This window comes from Bacteroidales bacterium (assembly GCA_029210725.1).
In the GTDB taxonomy this organism is placed as follows: Bacteria; Bacteroidota; Bacteroidia; order Bacteroidales.
In genome coordinates, this window is record JARGFM010000011.1 from 61543 (window position 1) to 79348 (window position 17806).

The 17806-nt window shown below is 50.7% G+C and carries 15 protein-coding genes and 1 tRNA gene; 7 read left to right on the plus strand and 9 right to left on the minus strand.

Features of this window, described 5'->3' with window-relative positions:
* Nucleotides 1–18: 18 nt before the first annotated feature.
* Nucleotides 19–2778 carry a CHAT domain-containing protein gene (locus P1P86_07880; GenBank protein ID MDF1575093.1) on the plus strand — a complete coding sequence of 920 codons (2760 nt, stop codon included), beginning with the start codon at nt 19–21 and terminating at the stop codon, nt 2776–2778.
* On the opposite strand, the gene P1P86_07885 is transcribed toward P1P86_07880, so the two are convergent.
* Nucleotides 2742–3548, minus strand: a complete 807-nt coding sequence (locus tag P1P86_07885; protein ID MDF1575094.1) for a hypothetical protein — start codon at nt 3546–3548, stop codon at nt 2742–2744. The genes P1P86_07880 and P1P86_07885 overlap by 37 nt on opposite strands.
* A 14-nt stretch (nt 3549–3562) precedes the next feature.
* Nucleotides 3563–4150, minus strand: a complete 588-nt coding sequence (locus P1P86_07890; GenBank protein MDF1575095.1) for a sigma-70 family RNA polymerase sigma factor — start codon at nt 4148–4150, stop codon at nt 3563–3565.
* Nucleotides 4151–4288: 138 nt separating this feature from the next.
* Between P1P86_07890 and P1P86_07895 the strand changes: the two genes are divergently transcribed.
* Nucleotides 4289–4846 (plus strand): VTT domain-containing protein, encoded by a 558-nt coding sequence (locus tag P1P86_07895; GenBank protein MDF1575096.1) that lies wholly within the window; start codon nt 4289–4291, stop codon nt 4844–4846.
* Nucleotides 4847–4914: 68 nt separating this feature from the next.
* Here P1P86_07895 and P1P86_07900 read toward each other — a convergent pair.
* From P1P86_07900 to P1P86_07915, 4 genes are all read right to left on the minus strand, one after another.
* Nucleotides 4915–4990 (minus strand) — tRNA-His (locus P1P86_07900).
* A gap of 54 nt (nt 4991–5044) precedes the next feature.
* Nucleotides 5045–6229 carry a glycosyltransferase gene (locus P1P86_07905; GenBank protein ID MDF1575097.1) on the minus strand — a complete coding sequence of 395 codons (1185 nt, stop codon included), beginning with the start codon at nt 6227–6229 and terminating at the stop codon, nt 5045–5047.
* A gap of 12 nt (nt 6230–6241) precedes the next feature.
* Entirely contained in the window at nt 6242–7063 is an 822-nt protein-coding gene (locus tag P1P86_07910) for a class I SAM-dependent methyltransferase (protein ID MDF1575098.1), read from the minus strand.
* Nucleotides 7056–8366, minus strand: a complete 1311-nt coding sequence (locus P1P86_07915; protein MDF1575099.1) for a lipopolysaccharide biosynthesis protein — start codon at nt 8364–8366, stop codon at nt 7056–7058. Before P1P86_07915 ends, P1P86_07910 begins: the two co-directional genes overlap by 8 nt.
* Before the next feature lie 121 nt (nt 8367–8487).
* On the opposite strand from P1P86_07915, the gene P1P86_07920 reads away from it, so the two are divergent.
* From P1P86_07920 to P1P86_07940, 5 genes are all read left to right on the plus strand, one after another.
* Nucleotides 8488–9240, plus strand: a complete 753-nt coding sequence (locus P1P86_07920) for a Bax inhibitor-1/YccA family protein (GenBank protein MDF1575100.1) — start codon at nt 8488–8490, stop codon at nt 9238–9240.
* Between the two features lie 10 nt (nt 9241–9250).
* Complete coding sequence (locus P1P86_07925; protein MDF1575101.1) at nt 9251–10723, plus strand: aminotransferase class V-fold PLP-dependent enzyme; 1473 nt, start codon at nt 9251–9253, stop codon at nt 10721–10723.
* A 17-nt stretch (nt 10724–10740) separates the two neighbouring features.
* Nucleotides 10741–11943, plus strand: coding sequence for a hypothetical protein (locus tag P1P86_07930; protein ID MDF1575102.1), 1203 nt, complete (start codon nt 10741–10743; stop codon nt 11941–11943).
* Nucleotides 11944–12005: 62 nt separating this feature from the next.
* The gene (locus P1P86_07935) at nt 12006–12272 is read left to right on the plus strand and encodes a type B 50S ribosomal protein L31 (GenBank protein MDF1575103.1); all 267 of its coding nucleotides are present in this window, start codon (nt 12006–12008) and stop codon (nt 12270–12272) included.
* Nucleotides 12273–12341: 69 nt separating this feature from the next.
* Nucleotides 12342–13523, plus strand: a complete 1182-nt coding sequence (locus P1P86_07940) for a GlmU family protein (protein ID MDF1575104.1) — start codon at nt 12342–12344, stop codon at nt 13521–13523.
* A 1-nt stretch (nt 13524) separates the two neighbouring features.
* Here P1P86_07940 and P1P86_07945 read toward each other — a convergent pair whose 3' ends face one another.
* From P1P86_07945 to P1P86_07955, 3 genes are read right to left on the minus strand one after another with little or no spacing between them, the layout of a single operon-like run.
* A complete protein-coding gene (locus tag P1P86_07945) occupies nt 13525–15024 on the minus strand; it encodes a TolC family protein (GenBank protein MDF1575105.1) in 1500 nt (499 codons plus the stop codon).
* Nucleotides 15017–16390: an ABC transporter permease gene (locus P1P86_07950; protein ID MDF1575106.1), complete on the minus strand. Its 1374-nt coding sequence runs from the start codon at nt 16388–16390 to the stop codon at nt 15017–15019. Before P1P86_07950 ends, P1P86_07945 begins: the two co-directional genes overlap by 8 nt.
* A complete protein-coding gene (locus P1P86_07955; GenBank protein MDF1575107.1) occupies nt 16365–17801 on the minus strand; it encodes an efflux RND transporter periplasmic adaptor subunit in 1437 nt (478 codons plus the stop codon). Before P1P86_07955 ends, P1P86_07950 begins: the two co-directional genes overlap by 26 nt.
* Nucleotides 17802–17806: the final 5 nt, after the last annotated feature.

A 17806-nucleotide genomic window follows, 5' to 3' on the forward strand; every position in this document is an offset into this window, starting at 1 on the left:
CTGTGAAACCTGATAATATTGAGAAAGCCAATTGTTTCCCTGGTATTCGGCTATATCTGTTTTGCCGCTGCATACGGACAGCAGGCGGCAGATTCGGCCAGGTTCCTTTATGAAGAATCTTATAAGTCTGTTTATGCAGGTGATTTTTCCCAGGCTGAATCCTATCTGGCAGAGTTGTTTAAGTATGGTCATACCCTGTCTGTTTACCAGATGGCCCTGGTACATAACAGACTGGGGTTTGTGTACTCTGAAACGGGACGCTTAAGGGAAGCCCTGGAGGAGTACCGGATTGCCGAAGTCCTTACTGAAGGGGCAGACACAAGGTTTATACAACTCAGGATCAGCATCCATATCAATCAAGGCTTACTCTATAATAACCTTGGTGATTACACCAATGCCCTGGAGTATAATAACGAGGCGGAAAGGCTGTTGAGGTCAGTCCCAGCCTGGGACAGTATCTCTTATGTCAAATTATCCGCTCTCCTGCTTAATAACGGGATTGTCTTAAACCATTTGGGCAGGCATGAGGAGGCGCGGGAGGTTCTGGAAGAATGTGCGCAGATTAAAAAGACGTATAAGCACTCCTACCTGGGAAGTGTCTATTTTAATCTGGCCCGGGTGTATCTGAACCTGGGAGATCCGGAACTTGCCCATCAGAACTATCTGAAAGGAATTGAGCAATGGACCTCAGAATATGACTCGGATTATTTTGAATTAGCCAATATTTATCTTCATTTCGGACAGTTCCTGAACGCTCAGGGAAAGCCGGAGGAAGGCTTTGAATACCTGCAAAAAGCACTGCAGAACTATTTGCAGAATTATGATCCCGGGCACCCCCTGACGGCGGCCTGTTATGAAGCGATCGCCCGGTATTTCCTGAACCGGTGCGAATTTGAAAAATCCCTGGAGTATCTCCAGCTGGCACTGCATTCCATTGCAGGATCGTTTAAAGAACAGGATTTGTTTTCAAATCCGGAACCCGGAAGTGCCAGTCATGACCCGACCCTGCTCAGGATCCTTGCTACAAAAACAGAGGCCCTGGAAAGGATCTCTGCCGGTGCCGGAACAACCGAATACAAGAGGAAGTATACAGAAGCTGCCCTTTCCACCAATCTTCTCTCCCTGGAGGTGCTTCAGCAGATCCGGAACGCTTTCCTTTCATCTGAAAGCAGGATGTTCATGAGCTCCCGGCAAAAAGATCTCTTTACTGCCGGGATCCGCCTCAACCTCCGGATGTTCAGACTAAGCGGTCAAGAAAGATTTATCGAAGAGGCTTTTCTGATGGCTGCAAAAGGAAAGTCCGGGGAGCTGATGTTCGAAATGAAGAATAAGGAGTGGCTCTATCTGGAAAGCCTGTCGGATACTATGGCCATAAGCGCCATTGAGCTCAGGCAACAGATTGACTATCTCTCAAACCTGATCCAGTCGCACATCATGGATATGAATCCGGACTCTGTCCAGCTGGTAAACTGGCAGGACCAGCTCTTTCAAACCAGGGATTCCTTTAACAGACATATGGAACAGCTTCGCAGGGATCTTCCCCAGATTGGCCAGTTCGAGCCAGATATGCAGGATTTCTCCCTGGAACAGATCCGCAGAAGCATGAAGCACGGCGAATCCCTGGTAGAATACTTTATCGGAGCTGCTGATTCAGCAGACAGGGAGCAGTTATTCATTTTTGTAGTAAGCAGGCAGGGATGCCAATACTACCAGTCCACTCTGGATTCTGCTTTCAGGGAAAACCTGGAAACCATCATGGATAAGCTGCACCTTTTCGTACCTTACAATGAAAGCAGGGAACGGTTTGACAGTCTGAAGCTTGCCCTGTACGGAGCCTATCAGGAACTTGTAGAGCCTGTGGAGTCATTTTTCAGGGGCCGGAATCTGCTGATTGTCCCTGATGAAACCCTCTCCTATATTCCTTTTGACGCATTGATCACCCGTCCGGACCCGGACAGTATTGCCAACTACGCCGGGATTTCTTATCTCCTGCAGGATTATAACATTTCCTATATCTATAATTCACAGCTGATTGCACATAAGCGCCCCCGGGACTGGCGTTTCCCCCGGGTAACTGCCTGGATCCCTGAACAGGCCGGGTCGCCGGTACGCGCCTATGGAAAGCTGAGCGGAGCTGAACAGGAGGTCGGGGATATCCTGAAGCTGGTTCAGGGCCGCTGTGTCCAACAAATAATCAGTAAGCCGGAGCTTGCAGCTTTACTGCAGGAGAGCTCCATCCTTCACCTGGCCATGCACTCCCTGGCAACCGAGATTACAGGGAAGTCGCCCTATTTCATCCTGGATACGGTCGCGGATCCCCTGCTGGGAAACCGGATGCACGACTATGATATAAATGCCCTGAAGCTCTCGGCTCCCATGGTGGTCCTGAGCAGTTGTGAAACAGCAGGGGGACCCTTAAAAAGCGGGGAAGGCATTATGAGCCTGTCCAGAAGCTTTTTGCAGGCCGGTGCAGCATCGGTGGTCCATACCCTCTGGCCCGTGGATGATGTAAAAAGCAGGGAAATCATGATAGCCTATTACCGGGAATTAAAAAAAGGCCGCTCGAAAAGCAGGGCCCTTTCCAATGTGAAGAGACAGTATATGCTCGGGCAGCCGCCTTTCTATACCCATCCATACTACTGGGCGGCCTTCCAGATAAGCGGCGACAATGCCCCGCTGAACCTCCGCAGGAGTATATCCATCATCCCGGGATCCGTCCTGCTTGTTCTTCTCTACTTGTTTTATTTAAAACGGCGAAGTTTCTTCCGGAGGCCCTGAGCGTCTTGTTTATACATCCCATCGTATCTTTCCAGCTGCCCCAGTAGTGAGCCGGTCTTTTCGTACTCCCCGGTTTTCAGACAGCAGAGACTCAGATACCACAGACTCTCTGCCTGATATCTTATTTGACTGTCCACCAGGGGTGCCAGCAGACTTTGTGCCTGCTCGTACTGCCCAAGTCCCAGGCAGGAAAGAGCCGAGAAGAAGCTGACCTCGGATTCTAAGGCCGGGTCTGAGGCCAGTCCGTCAAGCTGGTCGATGGATTGTTGATAATTCCCGTCCAGGTAATGGTTGATCCCCAGGGCAACTTCCCGGAACATTTCGCCCGATTCACCACGCTGCGTAAAATCAGAAGCCTCAAGGGGTGCATAATACCGGTCGAACAGGCGATCCTGATCAACTCCCGGGGGCAGGATCCCAAAGGTGAATAAAAGCGCAACTGTTGCCGCAATGGCTGCTGCAGCTGTGATTCTCCTGAACCTGATCTTTTTTCCGGCGGGCTCCAGCATCCGTTCAGATGGTTCACGGGATTCAGATGCAAATGCCAGATCTGCCAGTTTCTCCACATCTTCCAGCCGGGGATCCGATCTCATCTCCTCCAGTTGTAGTTTTGTCTGCAAATACTCCTTCACCTGCCTGTGGAGCTCATAAGATTCCCGTAGTTCAGGATCAACCGCGATTTCCATCTCCATCTCCACGGTCTGTTCCGGGCTCAGATCATTGTAGATATAATCTGCCAGGCTCCTGTTTCTATCCATTTTCCGATCCATAGCGTCCGAGTATATTAATCCATATCCAGAGTTAGTTCGATCTGCCTGATTTTTTTGAATGTGGGATGGTTCTGGATCATCTTCATCAGAAAATCATGGCACATGCTTTTCCGTTTTCGCACATAGCCATAGCTAAATCCCAGCTTTTCTGAAATTTCCCGTGGCGAATAATCTTTCAGGTATCCCCCCAGAATATCCTGACAGACTGTGTCCAGCTGCTGAAAGCTTTCCCAGAAAATCTCCTGGTATAACTGCAGGTCGGCTTCTTCTGAAAAATCCCATTCCGGTGTATTATCCAGCTTCCGCAAATGATAATTACGCACGGCGACCTGCTTCTCCAGGTGCTGCTTCCAGGTTATCTTGCACAAGGCATAGACCAGGGTTCCCAGCTTACAGGTCAATTCAAAATCTTCCCGGTCCACCAGGCGAATCAGTGCGATCAGGCCTTCACTGAATACATCCCTGGCATCCTCCTGGCTTCCTCCCATCTCCATGACCATGATGCGAATGCTTTCCTGGAACTTAGCCTGGAGATATACAAAGGCAACATCCTCCCGTTTCCGGATAGAATTGATAATATGTTGATCACTGTATTTTTCCATGGCAACGATCAGGCAGAGAAACTTGCGCGTGCCAAAGTTAGCAAAAGAAGTACATATACAATTATAAAATTGGTCAAATTCAGAAGCCGAAAGCAGGCGCTGAGCTCCGGCTCCCGTTAAGAATGCTATTTTTGTGCCATGAAGAATAAAATAAAGGTCCGGCGAAAAACCTTGTTCCTGTGGATGGCTGTTGTTGCTGTAAGTCTTATTCTCTTTTTTTTTAACCGGGATCTTTTTGATATCACTTTTCTGAAAAAATATGTAAGCGATCACCGGGTGCTTGTATTGAGCCTTTATCTGCTTATTCTCACTTTTATTGGCCTGACCTTTATTCCGTCCACTCCTTTTGCCGTGGCAGGGGTCCTTATGTTTCCTCCCCTGGAAGCCTACTTTATAAATCTCATTGGAATAATCACTTCATCGCTGGTTGTTTACTACTTCACTCAGTATCTCCGGCTCGACCACTGGCTGGAGGCTAAATACCCGGCAAAAATAGAAAAGGTGAAAAAGGCCCTGAGCAAAAAGGAACTGCCCATTATCGCCGGCTGGAGTTTTTTCCCCGTGGTGCCTACCGACCTGATCATTTATGTGAGCAGTACCCTGAACATCCCTTACTGGAAATGCCTTAGCGGAATAATCATCGGAGAAGGCACCCTGAATGCTTTTTATATCTTTTCTGTAGATTTCTTTATTTAATATTCTGGCCGGACCGGCCTTATCCAACAAAAAAACCGCCGGGCTCTCGCTGGGCGGTTTCTCTTGTCGGGTGGAAGACCGGGTTCGAACCGGCGACCTCTGGAACCACAATCCAGCGCTCTAACCTACTGAGCTACATCCACCATTTGGGTGTGCAAATTTACAAATTTTTTTATTCCGGTATTCTATTCCGGGAAATTATTCCCCGAGCACTTGAAGAAAGAGCCGGTTGTACTGTGCCATTACCACCTTTTCTCCATATATATCAAGGGTTTGCTGCCTGATTTTCCCGGCAGAATAATTGCGGATATTTACCATCATTCCCTGCATGGCCCCGGCCAGTTCACCCGCATCCCCGGGTTTAATCAGCAGGCCATTCTCCGGGTTGACCATGGAATCCGGACCGCCCGACCGGGTAGCGATCACCGGAAGCCCGGTGGCCATGGCTTCGATCAGCACCACCCCGAATGCTTCGTAGCGGGAGGGAAGTACAAAACAGCTGGCCTCCCTCATCTCCTTCTGCATCTCCTCCCGGTTCAGCCTGCCCAGAAAGCGGACCCGTTCGCTAATTCCAAGTTCGACGGCCTGCCGCTCCAGCTCCTCTCTCAGGGAGCCTCTCCCAGCCAGCCGGACCAGGAAATTCTGACCGCCTTGATCGGCCAGTAATTTTACAGCCTCCAGGAGCAGGTCCAACCCCTTCACAAACTCCAGCCGGCCGGCCCAGAGAAATACACAGGGATTTGTGGTACGGGGCTCCGGCGGGGGAAGAAAGAGGTCCTCACGAATCATATTGGGAATCACCATGGTTTTTTCCAGGACAGGGGCGACCAGGGCCTCTATCCCCGCTCTCAGGCTGCCGGAGACCAGGACCAGCTTGTTGCAGTGGCCATATGCCCTCTCAAACAGTGGAACATAAAAGGCCTTCACCATCTGCCGCGCCTCTTCAGTGCTCCACACAAAAAAGCTCCGGTGCTCCACAACCAGATAGGGAACCCCCTGTTCGCGGTTCAGCAGGTAAGCCGCGAATCCGGCCCAGGTCACGCTGTGCGCCAGAATAAGGTCCGGCTTCCCGAACTGTTCCACATATTTCCGGTAGATCCTGACGGTTTGCCGGGCCCATCCGGCAATGTTATACCTTTCATTACCCGGTACCTTCAGGTAGGTGGAGCGCACCACCCGCAAGCCATCTTCCTCCTCTACCCGGTAAGGGCGAAAGGCCGTCCGGCCGGTCTGGAACAGCTTCCGGATACCTGCCAGACGGGTGACCAGCACATCCACCTGCCAGCCCGTCTTCCGGATGGCCTCGCTGTGTTCCTTGAAAAAATAACCTCCGTCGGGCGGGTACCAGGAAGGGATGATCAGGATGCGCTTTTCATTTTTCATATTTTCAAAAGATCAGGTTTGCGATTCCTTCAGGATATGCCGGGAGATTACTGTTTTATAAAACTCGCCGGGCACCCTGTTGAATTCTGCCGGCCGCGACGGCAGGCACTCTCCTGTAAAGACAGCCGATTTGGTATGTCCCACATGATATACCCTGGCTGCCCGTTCTTTTCCCACCCCGTCGAGGATGGCTGCCAGCACCTCAAAGCGCACCCGGTCGGGGTGAAAGCCATAGTCATGCCAGACCACGATGCTCTTCTCATGGACCAGGTGTCTGAAGACCTGGATCGTATCGCTTTTGATATTCTCATAATGATGGTCCCCGTCAATGAATATCAGGTCGAATTTCCTGTTAAGCTTTGCAAAATCGAAGCTGAGGGAATCGCCGCGCAGATGGGTAACATTCTTAAGTCCTTTTGAAAAGAGCATGTGGGAGGCAATGGCAGAAGAATGCATCCCCCTCTGCAACATCTCCTTTTCGCTCAGGCATAAGGTATAACAGCTGGCCGCCCTGGAGGCAAGGGTGGCCACACTTTCGCCCCGCCAGGTCCCGATCTCAAAATAGGTGCAATTCCCGATCCTCTCTGCCAATCCGGCGAGCAGCATCAGGTCGGTGGGCAGGGAACCACCATCGAGATAGGTCATGGGACCAAGTTCGAAAATCGCCGCGCCAATCAGTTCATCCATCTCCACCATGGGAAGTCCCCCGGACAGACTATATCTTTTCTCCACATAAGCCTGCCAGGTATTTTCATCCGTCAATACCCGGTTTAATAGGACCGGTTTGCGGAGTATCCACCAGAGGGCTTTGCATGCTTTTCTTATCTTACTCATTCTTTCCTAAAGGTATAAGCCGCTCTTCGGCCGACGGGGGTGTTTTCACCAGCTTCAGATACCAGAAGAGGCTGTAAGCGATAATCAGGGTGCTCAGTCCGCTGTAAAGGGCCAGACCAATATAGACATTTTCCAGGATCACTCCTGCCGCCAGGCCTCCCAGTCTGGCCACCAGTTTGACTGCATCAATCGTCATAGCCGCCCTCTGCTTATTATAGAGATCGGGAATAAAAGAGAGCGGCATGACCAGACTGACCATAAAAATCCAGGGCAAAATGATCTGGGCATACCGGCCTGCTTCTACCCACTTGTCTCCGAAAATAAATCCGAAAATCTCCGGGAAAAAAATACCCGATACAATAAAGGGAAGCAGCAAAAACTGTGTGGTACGTTTCAGGAAGAGCATAACTTCGGGATGCAAAGGGCTGTGCTTTTGCTTCTTCTCCACAAAGCGCCGGAACATTACCTGGTAGAAAGCATTGGCCACCAGGTTCACAGGTCTGTAGAGGACCATATATCCGAAGGTATATATTCCGGCCATGCCCGTGGAAAAATAGGAGCTCAGGATGAAAACCGGGAAGGCCCCGGAGAGATTGTTGATCAGTCCCTGCCACATGTTGTACTTCGGGAAGAGGATATACTGCCTGCCCAGCCGTTTCATCTCCTTCCAGGAGATCCAGCCCGCTTTTGATCCATTGTAACGCCAGTGTACCGCGAAAAAAACCAGGAAGCCCGCCACTTGTCCGAAAATCGCTCCAAAGATCAGGCCGGCTGCTCCGGCAATCATCACTCCCAATCCAAGCTTCAGAAGCGAATTACTGAAACTCTGTGCGATATTGGCCCCGGCGATCAGCCGATAACGCTTCTGCCGGTTGGAGAAATTACGGAAAGCGGTGAACCAGCCCACCATCAGGGTGGAAGGCGGAATAAAATAGAGCCATACCGAAATCTTTTCGCTGCCCAGCCAGTTGCATATCCATCCATTCATGGAAAGCACAATCAGGAGCAGGAGGAGGCAAACAAGCACAGAAATCAAAGCGGAAAGTCCCAGCAGATTCACAGAGTCCCGCTCACTTTTTGGAAGCAGAATGGCCAGTTCATACTTGGCGGTGGAGAAGATCACGGTGATATTCAGGATATTCATATAGAGACCGAATACCCCGAAATCCTCCTCGCTATATATCCGGCTCAGAACAATATAGATCAGCACGGAAAATGCCTGTGCCAGGGTGGTCCCGGAGATCAGTGTGGCCACGTTCCTGAAGAACTCGCTGTTCCAGATTGTACGAAAGGCCCGATTCATAATCAAAAATAGAAATTTAACTGCAATTCTGTCAGTATTTGACTTTGGCTGCGCAATGGCATGTCTTTTGACTCCCTACCATTTGATAAAAACCTATATATTTGACGCAAATTAGAAGAAGATGAGAGCAATGAGGTCATCCAATCCTGCGATGACAGGAAAGATTTTCGAGAAAGCGGGTATTGCAGCCGCCGGCAGCAGTACCATGACCATAAACGGAACCATCAATAAAATCGGATTAATGCTGCTTATGCTTATCGCAGCGGCAGCCTATACCTGGAACATGGTGATGGGAGCCGATCCGGGCAGGGCAGGAACGCTGGCCATGGTTGGAGCCATTGGCGGATTTATCATGGCCCTGGTTACCATTTTCAGGCCGCAATCATCGGCCGTCACGGCACCGATCTATGCCATCCTGGAAGGACTCTTCCTGGGTTCCATCAGCGCCGTAATAAATTCCAGGTACCCCGGCGTGGCCTTCCAGGCTGTCTTGCTGACCATAGGCACCCTGTTTACCATGCTTTTTTTATACCGCTCGGGACGGATCCGGGCCACACCCAGATTCAGACGCGGGGTGATGATGGCCACAGGGGCCGTTTTCTTTGCCTATCTGATCAGCTGGATTCTGGGAATGTTTGGCATGCCGGTGGGTTTCATGCACTCGTCCGGAACTATGGGCATTCTGATTAACCTGGTCATTATCGTAATTGCCGCCCTGAACCTGATCCTGGATTTCGATTTCATCGAGAAGGGCTCTCAGATGGGAGCTCCAAAATATATGGAGTGGTACGGGGCCTTCGGACTGATGGTCACCCTGATCTGGCTCTATATTGAGTTCCTCAGGCTGTTATCCCGGTTCGCAGGCAGAGATTAAAAAAAAATGAGTGAGTAAGCTGGAAAAATATTTTGAACCCTTCAGGGATAAGATCATCGGGAACGATGCCACCTTTGAGTCTCCCTACGGAACAAAAAGAATTCTCTATGGCGACTGGATTGCCAGTGGCAGGCTCTACGAACCCATTGAACAGAAACTGCAGACCCAATTCGGGCCCTACGTGGCCAATACGCATACGGAAACTACCCTGACAGGAACCCTGATGACCAAAGCTTACCACCGCTCCCACCAGTTGATCAAGGAGCATGTGAATGCCGGTCCTAACGACATAATCATTACTGCCGGCTACGGGATGACCGCGGTGATCAACAAATTGATGCGTATCCTGAGTCTGAAAGGGTGCGGGGGAAGCAATCATGATTGTGTCAAAAAAGGGGACCGGCCGGTGGTGTTCCTTACCCATATGGAGCACCATTCGAACCACACCTCCTGGTTCGAAACCATTGCCGATGTGGTCATGATCGAACCGGACAGGCACCTGAGGGTCGACCTGGACGATCTGAAAGCGAAGCTGGAGCTCTATAAGGATCGCAAGTTTAAGATCGGTTCCTTCACGGCCTGCTCCAATGTAACCGGTGTTATAACTCCTTATCATCAGATGGCCAAGCTGATGCATACCTATGGAGGGCTTGTATTAATAGATTTTGCAGCCAGCGCGCCTTATATGGATATAAATATGCACCCGGAGGATCCCATGGAGAAACTGGATGCCATCTTCTTCTCTCCCCATAAGTTTCTGGGGGGACCCGGATCATCGGGTGTTCTGATCTTCGACAAGGCCATGTATACGGCCGAAGTTCCTGACAACCCCGGGGGAGGCACGGTCGACTGGACCAATCCATGGGGGAAATACAAGTATGTGGATGACATCGAGGTCCGCGAGGATGGCGGCACTCCCGGTTTCCTGCAATCCATCAAAGCGGCCCTGGCCATCCAGCTGAAAAACGAGATGGGTGTGGAGAATATCATGAGGCGCGAAGAGGAGCTGCTGAAGATTGCACTGCCCGGGCTCCGGCAGATTGATGGAATCCGGATTCTGGCCAATAACGTGGACGACCGGCTGGGAGTGATCTCCTTCTACCACCCCGATATCCATTTTAATCTTTTTGTGAAATTGCTGAATGACCGCTTCGGCATCCAGACCAGGGGGGGCTGTGCCTGTGCCGGCACCTATGGGCACTTCCTGCTGGAAGTGACCTATGATAAGTCACAGGAGATCACCGAGAAGATCAATCATGGCGATCTTTCGGAAAAACCCGGATGGGTCAGATGGTCGCTGCATCCCACCATGACCAATGAGGAGGTGCACCAGGTACTCTATGCCATCAGGGAGGTAAGCCTGCACCACCTCGAATGGGCCGGGGAGTATAAGTATCTGACAAACAAAAACGAGTTTATCCACTTAAGTCACCTTCAGCGCAAGCCCGAAGATGAGATGATGAGCGATTGGTTCAATTTGTAAAAAAGACCCCTTTACTCATGCATATTGTATCTGTTGAAAGCAAAAAGGAAGAGAAGTGTTTCCTGGATTTCCCCAGGAAACTGTACCGCAACGACCCTAATCATGTGGTGCAGTTTGACAGCGAAATCAAATGCGCCTTCGACCGGAAGGTAAACCCTTACTTCAGGCACGGCGACGCGGTCCGCTGGATTGTACGAAACGACCGGGGCGAAACGCTTGGCCGCATAGCTGCATTCTACGACACCCATAAGGACGAGGCCGACTATGTGCGCAGCGGTGGCTGTGGTTTTTTTGAATCCATCGACGACAGGCAGGTGGCTTTTCTACTCTTTGATACGGCCAGGGAATGGTTGCAGAAGAATGGCTATGAAGCCATGACCGGGCCCATCAATTTCGGGGAAAACGATACCAACTGGGGCTGCCTGGTCCAGGGATTTATCCCCCAGGGACTGGGTATGACCTATAACCTGCCTTACTACAGGGAGTTGTTTGAAAGCTATGGCTTCCAGCTCTACTACAGGCAACTGTCCTTTCACCTCGACATCGTAAAACCCTTCCCGGAACGCTTCTGGAAGATTGCCGAGTGGGTCAACAAGCGAAAAGGCTTCACTTACAAGCACTATGAACCAGATAAGACGGCTAAGTTCGTAGACGATACGGTCTATATCTACAACCAGGCATGGAGCAAACTCAGAAAGGATTATACTCCCCTGGATCCGGCCTCTCTCTACGATGAATTGAGGAAGGTAAAAATAATCATGGACCCGGAAATGATCTGGTATGCCTACCACGGGGAGGAGCCTATCGCCTTTTTTATGTTTCTTCCCGATGCCAACCAGATTTTCAGGCGCCTGAACGGAAAGCTGCACCTGGTCAACAAGCTGAAATTTCTCTATTATAAAAGAACCCATTCCATTACACGGGCCAGGGGGACGGTGGCGGGTGTCATCCCGAAGTTTCAGAATTCAGGGGTGGAATCGGGTATTTTTTTCCAGTTGAGAGATGTAATGGCCCGTAAGCCGCAATATAAAGAGTTTGAACTCTCCTGGGTAGGTGACTTCAATCCCAAAATGATCTCCCTCTATATAAATACCGGAGCTGTCCATACGAAAACTCATCACACCTACCGCTACCTGTTCGACCGCGAAAAACCTTTCCAGCGATTTATGGAAGAGGCTGTGGATGAGTCAAAACTTCCTGAAAATATTTTGAAGTTGTAACAAACATTTCTATCTTTGCATTCCGTTTTGAAAAAAGCGCAGATATTGAAACCAATAAGACAATGAAGAAAGATATACATCCGAAGAACTACAGGCTTGTTGCATTCAGGGACATGTCCAATGGATTCACATTCGTAACCAAATCAACAGCTCCCTCGAAGGAGACGGTTAAACTGGAAGATGGCCTTGAATATCCGCTGATTAAACTTGAAATCTCCAGTACTTCGCACCCTTTTTATACCGGTAAGATGAAACTGGTAGACACCGCCGGACGTGTGGACAAGTTTATGAACCGCTATAAGAGTCACCTGGACAAAAAAAACAAATAGCAGATCAGCAAATCTGTTTAAAAGCCATCTCTTCAAGGATGGCTTTTTTTTTTACTTTTAAATAAAAAAATGGCGCTGATCCTGTTCGATGATCACTCCTGGGACAACCTGCTTCCCCTTACCTTCACCCGTCCGGTTTCGGAGCTCAGGATCGGGATTCTGACCATTGCAGAAAAGTGGGAACATGATCTTAAGATCAAATCCACCCCCCTGACCAGGGAATACCTGCGCGACAAGTTTCCCTGCCGGACCGGGTCGGATAATCTCTACGTGAACAGCACCCTTTTACCCGACAGGGAGATCGTCGCTGCCATTCAGAATCTGCAGGATAAGCAGGCTGTTGTGAAGAACGGCGTTTTGCTGGCAGCCCGGACCAGCGAGAAGCCGGAACCAGGGTTTGATCCGGATAAATGGATCGCTAAGGGAAAAGAGTATGGCGCTGAGCTTTCATGGGTGGACTACCCCTGGAAGATCTTTCGTCTGAACGGACAGGAGATTGAGGCTGATTTCCTCAGGATCTCCGGGGGAAGAAAGAGCGAAAAACTGAATGATAGCGTACGGGTGGATCAACCCGGGAGGGTATTTGTGGAACCCGGGTTCAGCGGAGGGTACTTTACCCTGAATGCCTCACGGGGCCCTGTCTATCTGGGTAAGGACAGCGAGATCATGGAGGGAAGCCTGATACGGGGACCTTTTGCGCTTTGCGAGGGGGCCGTGGTAAAGATGGGTGCCAGAATCTATGGGCCCACCACCATCGGGCCCTACAGTAAAGTGGGAGGAGAGATTAATAATTCGGTTCTGCTGGGGAATTCCAATAAAGCCCATGATGGTTTTCTGGGGAATTCGGTGATAGGTGAATGGTGCAACCTGGGAGCCGACACGAACAATTCCAACCTGAAAAATAACTACGCCGAAGTGAAAATCTGGAACTACCCCTCCGGCACCTTTATCCCTACCGGAAATCAGTTTTGCGGACTGATCATGGGCGATCATTCCAAGTGCGGGATCAATACCATGTTTAACACCGGTACCGTGGTAGGCGTTTCTGCCAATATCTTCGGACCCGGCTTCCCCCCCGCCTTTATTCCTTCCTTCAGCTGGGGAGGTGCAGAGGGGTTTAGCGAATACCGGATGGAAAAGGTCCTGGAGACCGCCAACCTGGTTATGGAACGCAGGGGAATGCAGCTATCACAGGATGACCGGGAGATCCTGAATCATATAAGCCAGTACAGTCTGGCTTTCCGGAGCTGATCTACAAATCCAGAATGTCGTCAAAATCCTCACTGAGCTTGATATCCTTCTGCCAGTCGTAAAGGGTAAGTCCCCTCAGGTCAAAGTAGTAGTCCCAATAATTTCTCATGGCCTCCACATAGCCTCTGCGGGCCACATCCTTCTCCTCGAGTGCCACATTCAGATCGAGCACATCGATCTTCCCTATTAAGAAACGCTGTTTGGTCACTTCGTAGCGAAGATCGGCAATGGTATCGGCCTTGGCTGCGATGGCCACCTGGTCGTCCTGCAGGTTGAACTGCATCACCTGCAGGAAAATATTCTCATTGAAATCGATCAGCGACTGGCTGACGTCCATTTTTACCACCTCTTCGGCCGACTGGGCCATGCGGTACCTCCCCTTTCCAAGGCCCCAATCCAGGATGGGAATCTGAACCCCCACCTCAACACGCTGCTGCCGGGCCATATCCGTATAGGCGCTGCGCAGATCCTCATTGACTCCACTGAAGCCGATCTGTGCAAACAGGTCGCCCCGGATCCCCTTTTGCGACCGGGCCTCGGCCACCGCCCGTTCAGCCTCCAGCAGTTGCTGTTCCATGGTCAGGATCTCCGGATTATTCTCTCTGGCTTCGGTCAGTGTCCTGTTATAATCCATGGTAATCTCCGGAACCTCTCTGGGGAGGACCAGCTTCAGGCTCACTCTTTCGTTGAACCCCAGAAAGGAACGAAGCCTCGACTTCCGTAATTCCAGATCGATGGTGGCCTCATTATATTGCGTTTCCGAATTAAGACGGCTGAGTTCCAGTTGTAAAAGATCGTTCTCCGCAATGGTCCCCAGCTGGTAACGACCCTGGGCAATCTGATATAGGGTGTCTGAATTGGCCAGGTTCTTCTGAGCAATCTCCAGGTTGATCTGGGCCAGGGCCAGGTCAAAGAAATACCTCACCGACTGCTGACTTACACGTTCCATGGTATTGATATAGGTCAGCTGGGCCGCCTCATACTTCATCGGTTCAATCTTCCGGTCCCACTTAAACTCATTGTACCCGTTGATGGGCTGCATAAATCCTATGGTTACCGGGTAAGAAAGATATTTGGTCGGTGGCTCCTCTCCGAAATTATCGTTCCGCTGGAGCTGGGAGGAGACAAATACCCGTCCGCCGGTGAGCCAGATATTCTGGTTCAGCTGCATATCCAGGGAAGTCCTCATAAAGGAACGTTCCACAAACTCTTCTGTCCCATCGGGTTGTATCACACTCTCGGTGGCATTGGTCAGTGAGGGCAGGGTTCCCTCCAGGGTCAGGCCTGGCCTGGTGCTTGCCTTGTGGGCCCTGAACTCCCAATAAGAGCTGCGAAACCGGTGCCTGGACATCAGCGACATCAGCGACTGCTCGTGAGCCACCTCGATGACCTCGGGAAGGGTAAGTTCAATCACTTCAATATCTGACTGCGACCAGGCAGATGCCTGGATTCCAAGAACCAGCGCCAGTCCTGCTATTAGCTTACGAAACATACTATTCATACCTTAAAGATTCAATGGGATCTCTCTCAGAAGCCCTTTTGGCCGGAGAGTACCCGAAAATAACCCCGACAGATGCGGAGACTACAAATGAGATAATCACGCTGATGGGTGTGACGATGGTGGCGATATCGGCAAAGTTGGTAATCAGCCAGGAGGCCAGGACACCAATAATCACCCCAACCAAACCGCCACTCACGCTGATCAGCACCGCCTCGGCAAGGAACTGAACCACAATGTCCCGCTTCTGAGCTCCAATGGCCAGTCGCGTCCCAATCTCCTTGATACGCTCCATCACCGAGGCAAACATGATATTCATAATCCCGATACCACCCACCAGCAGCGAGATGCTGGCGATGGCTCCCAGTACGATATTAAAGATATCTTTGGTTCGCTGCTCCTGTTTAAGCAGCAGCTCCGGTACGGTGATCTCAAAATCCTTGACCTCCTCGTGACGCCTGAGCAGCAAACGGGCCAGGAGGTCGGTAGAGGGAGAAAGCTCGCTCGATTCATTCACCTGTACGATAATCCGGTCCAGCTGGTTGTAGTTAGATTCACTATCGTTAGAAGAAGTGAAAGCGGCCACCATAGGCCCCCTGCGCATCACATTGGTACTCCCCACCACCCGGGTGCCCACCAGGGCCCGGTTCTGGTACCTCAGGAGCATGGTTTTGACCGGAACATAAATGTTGTCGTTCATCACGTTGACCCCGATGTTTTCGAAGCGGGTCAGCGTAACTTCATTTTTCTCCAGCACTCCGATCACCTTCAGCCATACCTTGTCAAATTTGATATACTTGCCAATGGGATTCTCCTTACTAAAAAATTTATTCTTGATATTGGCCCCGATCACACAGACCGGAATACCATTCTCCTCCTGGTACTCATTGAAGAAGGTCCCCTCCTCAATGGGGAGATTATAAATCTCGAAATAGGCGCTCGAGACTCCCAGCAGCTTGGCACTGGCCCTTTTCCCCTCCTTGATCACATTGCTGTTCAGGGTAATTTCGGGCGAGGCTGTCCGGACAGTTGGAATCACTTCCAGAATGGCTTCCACATCCTGCATGGTAAGGCCCGGTGAGAATTTCTTTGTCTGGCTTTCTCCGGAAGATTCACTGTCCCCTCCATTGGCAGCTTCTATAATGGGCGTGACGATTATATTGTTCACCCCTACCATCTTGATCTGATCAAGAATCTCCTGCTGGGCCCCTTTGCCGATGGCCAGCATGGTAATTACCGCAGCGACACCGAAAATAATACCCAGGGCAGTCAGGATACTGCGCATCTGGTTTGCCAGGATCGACTCGATAGCAATGACAATATCATGCAAATAACGTCCCATCTTACTCCCCCCCGGTTCTGTTTGCATTACTAACCCGGGTTTCTGCCTGCTCAGTTCCCTGGGCTTCTCCCTGCGGACGACCCTGGGGAGGTCCTCCCTGGATATTGCGCGGTTGTCTCGGCCGGTTCATCTGCTCCTGCATCTCCCTCCTTTGCTTTTCTTCCTCGGCCTTTCTGCGCTGAATCTCATCCATCAGCTCCAGCCCGGCATACTTAAAGTTTTCGGGGTTATCCGGATTGGAGAGATAGAGCTTCTCGCCCTTCTTTAGTCCCATATCCACCACAATATGATTCTCATTGGATTCACCCAGCACCACCACCTGTTTCCGGCCGTCCCGGGTATAGACAAAGGTCAGGCTGTCATTGGCATGAACGGCTTCCAACGGAAGAAAGAGTACGCTGTCCAGCACCTGGGTGATGACCTGGTTGCTGGTGGTCATGGAGGGCCTGAGAATGGAGTCCCGCTCATTCAGCTCAATTCTCACTTCAAAAACCTTGGCATCGGTATTGGGCAGCTGCTGACCAATATTGGCCACTTCGGTCACCTCGCCCGTAAACTGCTTTTCGGGGAAGGCATCCACTCCGATTTTAACCTTCTGCCCTCTCTTCAATTTGCTGATGTCAATTTCATTCACATAGGTCATGGAGATCATGGTGGAGAGATCGGGCAGTGTGGCCACGGCCAGGTCCCAGGTATTAATCTCTGTTCCGGCAGTCCGTTTTTCTCCGCTCCAGTCTTTTTTATAAATCACCATTCCCGAAGAGGGTGCATAGATATCAAACTTTTGCAGCACCGCTTCCATCTCCTCCTTGCTCCGCCGGTCCCGTGCCATATTGATCTCCGCTTCACGCATATTTGCCCGGGCCTGACTTACTCTCAGGCCATAATTGCTTTCAGCCTGGTCATAGGCTCTTTCAGCCTTTTCCAGTTCAATCTCTGCCTGGCGGATGGTGGCCGGGGGTTCGTATTTCGACTGTTCCACCGTAATCTGAGCCTCTTCCATGGCAAATTTCAGGTTAAATAATTCATCGCGAAGCTCGCGAAGCTGCATGGTGGTATCCAGCTTGGTACGCATATATTCAGACTCTTTCTGTTCCAGGTTATCCAGGATATCCTTCAGGGAGTTATCCGCCTCGGAGCGGTCCAGGGTAGCCACCCAGTCGCCCGAATCAACCACGGTACCTTCAGGGATCAGATCCTGAATCTTGACACTGCGAATTCGCAGGTTCCTGCTTCGCAGCTGAGACGGGGCCTGGATCTCGGTCTCGCGGATAGCCTGTAACTCGCCGGTTACCATGACCACGATCTCAAACTGTCCCTGCTGCACCTCGGTCTCCAGCACGATCTCCTTCTCTTTACCTGACAGTACTGAATAGAGTATCAGTGCAATGATGATAACTGCAGGAATAACAATGGCTATTAATGTTCTCTTTTTCATAACTC

Coding starts and splice junctions, on each gene's coding strand:
- P1P86_07915 (MDF1575099.1), bottom strand. CDS start 8,366: ATGAATCGGGCCTTTCGTACAATCTGGAACAGCGAGTTCTTCAGGAAC.
- P1P86_07920 (MDF1575100.1), top strand. CDS start 8,488: ATGAGAGCAATGAGGTCATCCAATCCTGCGATGACAGGAAAGATTTTC.
- P1P86_07910 (MDF1575098.1), bottom strand. CDS start 7,063: ATGAGTAAGATAAGAAAAGCATGCAAAGCCCTCTGGTGGATACTCCGC.
- P1P86_07950 (MDF1575106.1), bottom strand. CDS start 16,390: ATGCAAACAGAACCGGGGGGGAGTAAGATGGGACGTTATTTGCATGAT.
- P1P86_07930 (MDF1575102.1), top strand. CDS start 10,741: ATGCATATTGTATCTGTTGAAAGCAAAAAGGAAGAGAAGTGTTTCCTG.
- P1P86_07890 (MDF1575095.1), bottom strand. CDS start 4,150: ATGGAAAAATACAGTGATCAACATATTATCAATTCTATCCGGAAACGG.
- P1P86_07905 (MDF1575097.1), bottom strand. CDS start 6,229: ATGAAAAATGAAAAGCGCATCCTGATCATCCCTTCCTGGTACCCGCCC.
- P1P86_07955 (MDF1575107.1), bottom strand. CDS start 17,801: ATGAAAAAGAGAACATTAATAGCCATTGTTATTCCTGCAGTTATCATC.
- P1P86_07895 (MDF1575096.1), top strand. CDS start 4,289: ATGAAGAATAAAATAAAGGTCCGGCGAAAAACCTTGTTCCTGTGGATG.
- P1P86_07945 (MDF1575105.1), bottom strand. CDS start 15,024: ATGAATAGTATGTTTCGTAAGCTAATAGCAGGACTGGCGCTGGTTCTT.
- P1P86_07940 (MDF1575104.1), top strand. CDS start 12,342: ATGGCGCTGATCCTGTTCGATGATCACTCCTGGGACAACCTGCTTCCC.
- P1P86_07885 (MDF1575094.1), bottom strand. CDS start 3,548: ATGGATCGGAAAATGGATAGAAACAGGAGCCTGGCAGATTATATCTAC.
- P1P86_07935 (MDF1575103.1), top strand. CDS start 12,006: ATGAAGAAAGATATACATCCGAAGAACTACAGGCTTGTTGCATTCAGG.